Annotated in this window: 6 protein-coding genes; all 6 read right to left on the reverse strand. The window is 55.2% G+C overall.

The window, feature by feature from the left end; all coding sequences use genetic code 11:
- Positions 1–454 (reverse strand): radical SAM protein (locus tag ACESLM_RS29930; protein ID WP_372638293.1); only part of this gene is annotated, 454 nt, incomplete at its 3' end.
- A 196-nt stretch (positions 455–650) separates the two neighbouring features.
- Positions 651–2,060, reverse strand: coding sequence for a hypothetical protein (locus tag ACESLM_RS29935; protein ID WP_372638295.1), 1,410 nt, complete (start codon positions 2,058–2,060; stop codon positions 651–653).
- Positions 2,057–4,288, reverse strand: a complete 2,232-nt coding sequence (locus tag ACESLM_RS29940; RefSeq protein ID WP_372638297.1) for an AraC family transcriptional regulator — start codon at positions 4,286–4,288, stop codon at positions 2,057–2,059. The genes ACESLM_RS29935 and ACESLM_RS29940 overlap by 4 nt, the downstream gene beginning before the upstream one ends.
- An 86-nt stretch (positions 4,289–4,374) precedes the next feature.
- Positions 4,375–5,913 carry an ABC transporter substrate-binding protein gene (locus ACESLM_RS29945; RefSeq protein ID WP_372638299.1) on the reverse strand — a complete coding sequence of 513 codons (1,539 nt, stop codon included), beginning with the start codon at positions 5,911–5,913 and terminating at the stop codon, positions 4,375–4,377.
- Positions 5,914–5,962: 49 nt separating this feature from the next.
- Positions 5,963–6,865: a carbohydrate ABC transporter permease gene (locus tag ACESLM_RS29950; protein ID WP_372638301.1), complete on the reverse strand. Its 903-nt coding sequence runs from the start codon at positions 6,863–6,865 to the stop codon at positions 5,963–5,965.
- Positions 6,866–6,876: 11 nt separating this feature from the next.
- Entirely contained in the window at positions 6,877–7,761 is an 885-nt protein-coding gene (locus tag ACESLM_RS29955; RefSeq protein ID WP_372638303.1) for an ABC transporter permease, read from the reverse strand.
- Positions 7,762–7,952: the final 191 nt, after the last annotated feature.

The raw sequence follows: 7,952 nt of genomic DNA on the forward strand, positions 1-7,952 counted from the left end.
CTCCCCTCAATCCATTTATATCCATTATAGCACATACGTTCGTTTTTCTCACAACAAAAAGGCATCGATTCATCCCCGACTTACACATTCGTGTTGAAGTCGGAGTCTTCTCGACAAAGCTGATAAACTGGACAAAACCGAACTTTTCCTGCTCGTAAAACCGGAACAGCTCCCGGGCTTTTCCTACGTTGTCCTGGTGTATTACGGTAAGGATGTTGAAGTCCACGCCATGACGCCGCAGGTGCGAAATCCCGGTCATGACCCTATCAAAGCTGCCTCCGCCCCGGGCGTCCACCCTGCGATGATCGTGAAGGCGTGCCGGCCCGTCCAGACTGATCCCAATCAGAAAGCGGTACCGCTTGAAGAAAGCCGCCCAGCGCTCGTTCAGCAGCGTTCCGTTCGTTTGCAGCGCGTTGCTGATAACGGTATGCGGGGGAGCATGCTTGGCCTGCAAGGCACGACTCGTTCGAAAATATGAACTTATCGAGCAGATCGGAATCAATCCTGTCGACCTGCCGCCCCGGATTTCCTCCGCAGATGCTATATTAGCAATAATCGCATGCCAAATTGCAGTCCTCGGACACCGTCTTCCACATCACTCCGAGATGTCCGCTTTCCTTCGCGCCCAAGCCGTAACCCATCCGCTCCCTTTATCTCCATCCGGTTGTAGCTTCCCGAACGCCCGACTCCCGCGCAGCCGGAGACACTGCCTCCCGCTTGGGCCTCAAGGTGACCGCTATCGACATCTTGCTTCCCGTGAGATGAAGACGGAAGAACGCCAATTGCCCCTCGATGATCCGGGCATCCAGAACGCCTTCGGCACTTTCGACCTCAAACCCGTTCAGTTCATCCCAATACGTCAGCCCGAAGGGGATCGGCTTCCAATGGCCGATTTCGTACACGATTTCGATCGCATCGGCCCTTTTCTCATACTTCGTCACGAATACGGGCGGCACCGCTTCCGCAAAGTCGTCGTTCATATCCCACTGGCCTACGTAGTTCCGGAGCATTCGCGGCTTGTTTTCCCCTTTGAGAAAAGCCATCTGGCACTCTTTGTCGTAGTAAAAGAACGTATCGGGCCACGGTCCGAGGCCGACTCCACCCAACGTCATGGTGTACGCGTTCTGAGCGGGACGGATCTCGGGGTCTCGGGTCAGCATATAGACGGGCGCCGTTTCCCGATTCCGCTCCAGGTACTGCTTGACTGCCTGGGGCAAGGTCGTAATCGTGATCGGGAACTGCCTGATGTGCTGGAAGAAGAGGTCCTGCATCCGGTCGCTTGCTTCGATATCCTCCATCGGCCATACGGCAAACGCGTCGCTGACCTCCATCTCGTGCGCTTCCTGATGCTGCAGGAAAAACACCTGCTCGTTGGACGCCGTATTGCGAAGGTAATCCCCGAACAGCTTCTTCCAGTACTCGATCTCTTCTCCCGTGCACAAGCCGGCCCGCAGCACATCGTTGGGATCCGTCGAATAGATGACGGGACTGGCCGTATGATACGCCTGATGCAAATCGCGGGCCGTCCACTCGCAAGCCACCAGCTTGCCGCCATGCGGCTTCGGGACCTTGTACCGCTCTCCGTCCGCATACCAGAAGCCCCACGGAACGCCCTTATTCGTAATCCCGTCCCACCAGACCTGCTCCCAGCAATAGCCCCACATGCCCTGGAAGCCGGCCTCTTCCAGCACGCCGATCACGTCTCCGTCGACGACGCCGCTTCCGGCAACCTTCGTCTCCGCCCAAGGAAATGCGTCTTGAAGCACGTTCCACTCCCGCTCCAGAAGCTCTTTGAGCTTCTCCTTCGAGTGCCCGGCGTCTCTGTAGTAGTTCGGACATTTCAAGATCACGTCGTCGCCGTACGCTTCATGCCACTCCCGAATCCGCTCGCCCAGCACCTTGATCGACCCGCTGTTCACGATCCAGGTTACGGGAATATCGTATCGATGAGCCGTCGCGGCCGTCCGCTCTACGCCTTCTATCGGCGTCCCGTTTCCCCAGGAGGTTTCGTAATGGGAGGCCATGCTTACATAGGTGTAGATCAGATTTTCCGGTTTCATTCCGCTTCCTCCATCCCTTGTGCCGAATTTCTCGACTGCAGCCGATACTCGTTCGGCGTGATGCCCTTGTATTTTTTGAAAACGCGTCCAAAATAGCTGTTGCTGGTAAAGCCGGTATCGCGGGCGATGGCGGCGATCAACTTATCCGATTCGCGCAGCATGCCCGCCGCCTTCTCGATTCGCACCTCGTTGATATAATCGACCAGAGACTTGGAGGTATACTTCTTGATCAGACGGCCGAGGTAGACCGGGGACATATTCAGCGCGTCGGCGATGCTGTCCAGGCCCAGGTCCTCATTCATGAATTGATTGTCGATCATTTCGGCAATTCGGTTCATCAGTTCGTCATACTTCGCGTTCTTCTTCTCGTTCATCCGTCTCTCCATATGACGGAACAGCTCCGAGAATTTCATCTTCATGTCCTCCAGCCGTTCCAGCTCGGACAGCTCGGCGAACAGCTCGTGGAAGCGGACGTCGAAGCCGAAGCCCGACGCCTTCTCCAGCGTATCCGCCATCATATGAATGGCGAAGAACAAGCGGGACATCGTCAAATGCAGGTTTCGGTAGGAGCTTCCCGCCGTCGAGTCCAGGATGGACAGACAAAGGTTCCGGACTTCCCCCATGTGACCCAGCATCAAGGCGTCCGTCATTTGCTCTTCCTTCTGGACCGGGTACCGATAGGCAACGGCCTCTAGTTGTTCGGTCCGCTCCGCATACAGAACCGCTCCCCAGCCCGCGAACACCCTGTAGGCCGCGGCCTCGCGGCAAGCATGATATAGACTTCCCGCCTCCGACAGCCGCGCCCCCCGAGGGCTGAATACGGCCGTCACGGACAGCTTAAGGTGATCGCGGACGTTCAATTGAATCTCCCGCGCCCACGCTTCAAGCTCCTGATCTCCGTCATCGCGGAAGAGGACGACCAGGTGATCCTCGTTCGCATCGATCGTTTCGCACCTCGCCCGTCCCTCTATCACTTCCGCGGCTATATTCATAATGCCGAATCTGAGCAGTTCCCGATCCCGCAAGTTGTACTGCGCCGCAAACGCTTTGGCTTGGTCCACCATCAAGAGCAGCATTCGAACGGGCTCCTCCGGAGGAAGCTTGCATCCAAACTCCGCCAGCTTCCTCTTGACCCCTTCCGGCAATTCCGTCTCTTTCGCAGCCAGAAGCCTGCGCATCGTCTCTTGTTTGCCTTTATAGGAATGCTCCCGAATCGTATCGCTCTGACGCAGCAGCTTCTCGGTCAGATGCTCCACGGGCCGGTTCAGCCTCCGGGAGGTCGCATAGGCCAGAGCAAGTCCCGCCAGGAATACCGCGAGCGCGACCAGAATCGTGGTTGCCCGGATCCGGCTAACCTCCTGAATCGCATCCCGATAGGGCATATACCGCACGAATTTCCAGCCCAACGCTTCGGAGGAAGCATAAGTGACGAGAGAACGGACGCCGTCCACATCGCCGATGAAATGTCCCGATATGTCATCCGATTGCAAGATCGTTCGGGCGAACTCCTGCCCGCGTACGTTGCTCAGCGTCTGGTCCTTGTATACGCTGCTGACGAGCACCCCGCCCGAATCCATGATGAAGATGCCGCCGTCTCGGCTCTTATCCAACGAGGAGATCGCGTTAATCATCCAGCTGTCCGTGATGTTCAATACGATCGAATTCCTGCTGTTGGGGCCCATCGTTTCGGTATAAATGAAGGTGTAAACGTTGTAATCCATATTGGCAAAATGGGTCGAATTGGGGATCTTGCGCGTGATCGGCTTAAAATTTTGCGAAGGCTCGAACGTCTTCAGCAGCTCGACGATTCCTTGATCATGGAAGCCGGCGCTGGGAATCAGCATCTGTTGGTTCGTGTAGAACAGGTCCTCCTTGCTGTTGTACAGATAGACAGAGTGGAGAAACGGCATCGACCCGATCAGCTGGAGCCGTTCCCCGATTCGTTGCAGCTCCTGCGGCTCGGTTACCGACAGATAGAAGACACGGGTGATTTCTTTGTCGAGAAGAATTTGGGAGACCGCCATCTTGACGTTCTCGAGCATACTGTCGGCCGTCGTGCTGATCTGGGATAACGATTCCTCGCCACGTTCGAAAATATGGTGTTTTTCGATGTCCACGAACTGCACATACAGGATATACGAGACCGTCAATATAACCAGCGATACGAGCGTGGAGAAATAAAGGAGCAAGCTTGAAAAAAAGTGTTTCTCGGGCACCCATTTCAACATCGCCCATCATTCCCCCCGGTTCGATTCTCCCTCGATGAAGGCTGCCGTTCCCGGAACGGCAAGCCCCTTCTCCGATGGTCTGCGCCTTACTTGTGGTTCTCCGCTTTCCATTCGCCATACTGCTTGTTGATTTCTTGAAGCACCTTGTCAATTCCTGCCGCCTTCAGCTTATCCTTGAATTTGGGCAGGTTGTCGTCCGGATTGACCGAACCGGTCTCCAGCGTCGGGCGGAACTCGTTCTCCACGTTCTTAATCGCCGCGATCTCGGTTTTGAGCTCGGAGCTGTCGAAGTTGAAGCCCAGGTTGGGAACGGCTTCGGATTCGCCGTTGAATACTTTGAACTGCTCCCAGATGTCGTCCGGCTCTCCCGGCACGAGGTACGTCAAGTATTGGTTCCCGTAAGCCCAGGTCGTGCTCGGATTGTAACCGGATTTCGCGCCGTTATCCGTACCCGGAGGAAACTCGATCCGCTTGTCGTCCTTCTTAATATAGTGCTTGCCCTCAATGCCGCGGCCGACCAGATTGATCAGTTCTTCGTCGTGGTACATCATGTTATAGAACATCAGGACGCGGTCCGGGTCTTTAGAGGTGGTTGGAATGCCCATCATCGAGCCGACCAGATCGTTGGTCGTCGTGATCGGCTTGCCGAAATGGTGATAGATGAACGGAGCCCCGTACTGATTCGACACTTGGACATCCACGTACGGCTTCAGCTGCGTAAAGGCGAAAGCGCTCTTGGCGTAGTCGTCCTTGGTAATCTTCATGACCGCCGAGTCCTTCCGCAGATAACCGGCCTGGAAATAACGGTGCAGCGTCTGCAGCGAAGCGACGTACTCCGGCTCGTCCGCCACCAACGTGTATTCGCTTCCATCCTTCTTCAGCACGATCGACTGAACCGGGGATACGTTCCAGAGATGACGGTTGACGATATACGGAATTCTGGCGTTACCCGAAGCCAGAATCGGCGTGATCGTCGGTTCGTTCTCCTTCAAGATTCGAAGAGCCGGCTCCATCTCCTCCAGACTGTTGATGCTCTTGATGTCGATGTTGTATTTCTCCATCAGGGCTTGATTCGCGATGAAGCCCAGCCAAGAGCCCTTCTCCTTATACGCGGCCAACGTATAGTTTTTACCCTTGATCGTGCTGGCCTGCAGGAATCCTTCCGACAGGAGCGCCTTGGCCTCGGGAGCCAACTCGTCAAGCTTATCGGTCAGATCCACCAGCCCGCCTTTGGCGATCAAGTTGCTGAAATTCATGTTCCCGTTGGAGGTGAACATCAGGTCCACCTTCTCCCCCGTAGCGAGCAACGCCGTCATCTTGGAATCGTAATCGCCGAACGGGATGATGTGCATCTTCACCGTCGCATTGATGCGAGGCTGCACGATCTTGTTGATTTCCGCCTCGACCAGCTCATTGTCGGGCTGCGGCGACGTGCCGATGATGTACCAGTCGATGACGTACGGATCCAGCTTCTTAGCCTCCGTGCCGGTTGGTTCCGTCGTCGTGCCGGGCGTTGCGGTCGTCCCTGCCGTTTCCTTGCCCGTCGTGCTGCAGCCGGCCAGGACCAACGACAATCCCATGATCGTCGTCATGCCTAGCGCAGCCCATTTTTTGACCTTTCCCATTTGCGATAACCTCCTAAATTTTTCTTTATACTAACCAGTATAACTGGGGTTAGCCTTTAACAGCGCCTACCGTCAACCCTTGCACGAAGTATTTTTGAAAGAACGGATAAGCGAGCACGATCGGTCCGATCCCGACGACCGCTAGCGCCATCCGGAACGTCAGTGCAGGGGGCGACATTTGCATGATCGAGCCGTAATTCTGGCCGCTGGCGTTGGACAGGTAATCCGCGAAGCTCAGCGCCTTGTACATCAAATACTGCATGTTGAGCAGCTTATCGTTCGTGATCAGCATGAGCGGCATCCACCAATCGTTCCAGAACACGATCGCGCTGAACAATCCGATCGTCGCGAGCCCCGGGAGAGACAACGGCAGCACGATCGTTAAGAACGTGCGGAATTCGCCGGCGCCGTCGATCTTGGCCGATTCAAGCACCGGATCCGGGATCGTCGTCTGGAAATACGTTTTCATGATCATCACGTACCAACCGTTGAACAGATGGGGAACGATTAGCGCCCATATGTTGTTCTTGAGATGCAGCACTTGCGTCGTCACCAGATACCAGGGCACGAGTCCGCCGTTAAATAGCAGCGTGAATACGACAAGGAACAAAAAGAGCTTCCGATAGGAGAAGTCCTTCCTCGTCAGCGGGTAGGCGAAGGTCGAGATGACCGCCAGGCTAAGTATCGTGCCCACCACGGTGGTGAAGATCGTGACCGCATAGGCGTTCAAAATCGTGCGCCCCTCCTGCCACAGGTAGCGGTAAGCGTCCAGCGACAGCTTCTCGGGCAGGAACCGGTATCCGTTCGCGGCTATGGTCTGTTCGTCCGAGAAGGAAACGGCGATCACCAGCAGAAGCGGCACGACGCACGATAAGCCGATGACGATGAAGATCGCGTGAATGGCGGTATTCGCCGTCTGCGATATGGCATTGCCTCTGTATGAGACTTTCATGGGAGGGCCTCCTAGAAGATCGCTTTCTCCGAATCGATTTTCTTGACAATCCAGTTGGACAAGACGACGAGAATGAATCCGACAAAGGCCTGGAAGGTGCTGGCCGCCGAGGACATCCCGATATCGCCGCTGTTCATCAGCGCACGGTAGACGAACGTATCGATGACATTCGTCACGTCGAAGATCGCGCCCGAATTCATCGGCACCTGATAGAACAAACCGAAATCGGCGAAAAACATGCGCCCGATGCCGAGAAGCACCAATAGCGTAATGACCGTCGACAGCGAAGGAATCGTAATATACCGGATCTGCTGCCATTTGCTCGCCCCGTCCAGCGCCGCCGCTTCATAGTAATCGTTGTCGATCCCGATAATCGCCGCGAGATAAACAATGCAGTTGTAACCCGCGTACTTCCATACATTGGCGAACACGAGAATATAGGGCCAGTAGACGCTTCTGTTGTACCAATCGATTCCCTCTTGGCCCAGCGGTTCGAAAACCAGCTGGTTCAGGATCCCTTTGTCGGCGCTGAGGAAGCCGAAAAACAAGTAGCTCACCGCGATCCAGGAGAGAAAATACGGCAGTAAAATCGTAGTCTGATAAATCTTCGCCATCCGTCGGTTTCGAAGCTCGTTAAACGCCACGGCCAGGAAGACGGAAATCGCCGTCCCCAGAAAAATGAACGCCAGATTGTAGAGGATCGTGTTACGCGTAATGATGAAGGCATCCGGCGTATTCAGAAAAAACGCGAAGTTATCGAAACCGATCCATGGACTGTTCGCGAAGTTCCGAAAGAAGCTGCCCCCCGAGTAACTGTAATTCTTAAAGGCGATCAAGATCCCGCCGATCGGCAAATAATGAAGGGCCAACAGCAGCAGCAGGCCCGGAAGCGTCATCGCCAATAGTGCGCCGTTCTTGTACAATCGCGCTAACCTCGTCAAAGTCCCCACCTCCTTATTGTCTGAGCGCGCAGCTCCGAATGGACTCAACTTACCATCGCCCGGCGAGCGTCGTAAATCGCAAATTCGCTCACAAATGCGCACTATTCCGCAGCTTTCCCTTCGCACTTTTTGCACCGGTTCGAACT

The organism is Cohnella sp. (genome assembly GCF_041641335.1).
GTDB lineage: Bacteria > Bacillota > Bacilli > Paenibacillales > Paenibacillaceae > Cohnella.

What these genes read in the sequence shown, in the direction of transcription:
- ACESLM_RS29935 (WP_372638295.1), bottom strand. Translation starts at nt 2,060, where the DNA reads ATGAAACCGGAAAATCTGATCTACACCTATGTAAGCATGGCCTCCCAT.
- ACESLM_RS29940 (WP_372638297.1), bottom strand. Translation starts at nt 4,288, where the DNA reads ATGTTGAAATGGGTGCCCGAGAAACACTTTTTTTCAAGCTTGCTCCTT.
- ACESLM_RS29945 (WP_372638299.1), bottom strand. Translation starts at nt 5,913, where the DNA reads ATGGGAAAGGTCAAAAAATGGGCTGCGCTAGGCATGACGACGATCATG.
- ACESLM_RS29950 (WP_372638301.1), bottom strand. Translation starts at nt 6,865, where the DNA reads ATGAAAGTCTCATACAGAGGCAATGCCATATCGCAGACGGCGAATACC.
- ACESLM_RS29955 (WP_372638303.1), bottom strand. Translation starts at nt 7,761, where the DNA reads ATGACGCTTCCGGGCCTGCTGCTGCTGTTGGCCCTTCATTATTTGCCG.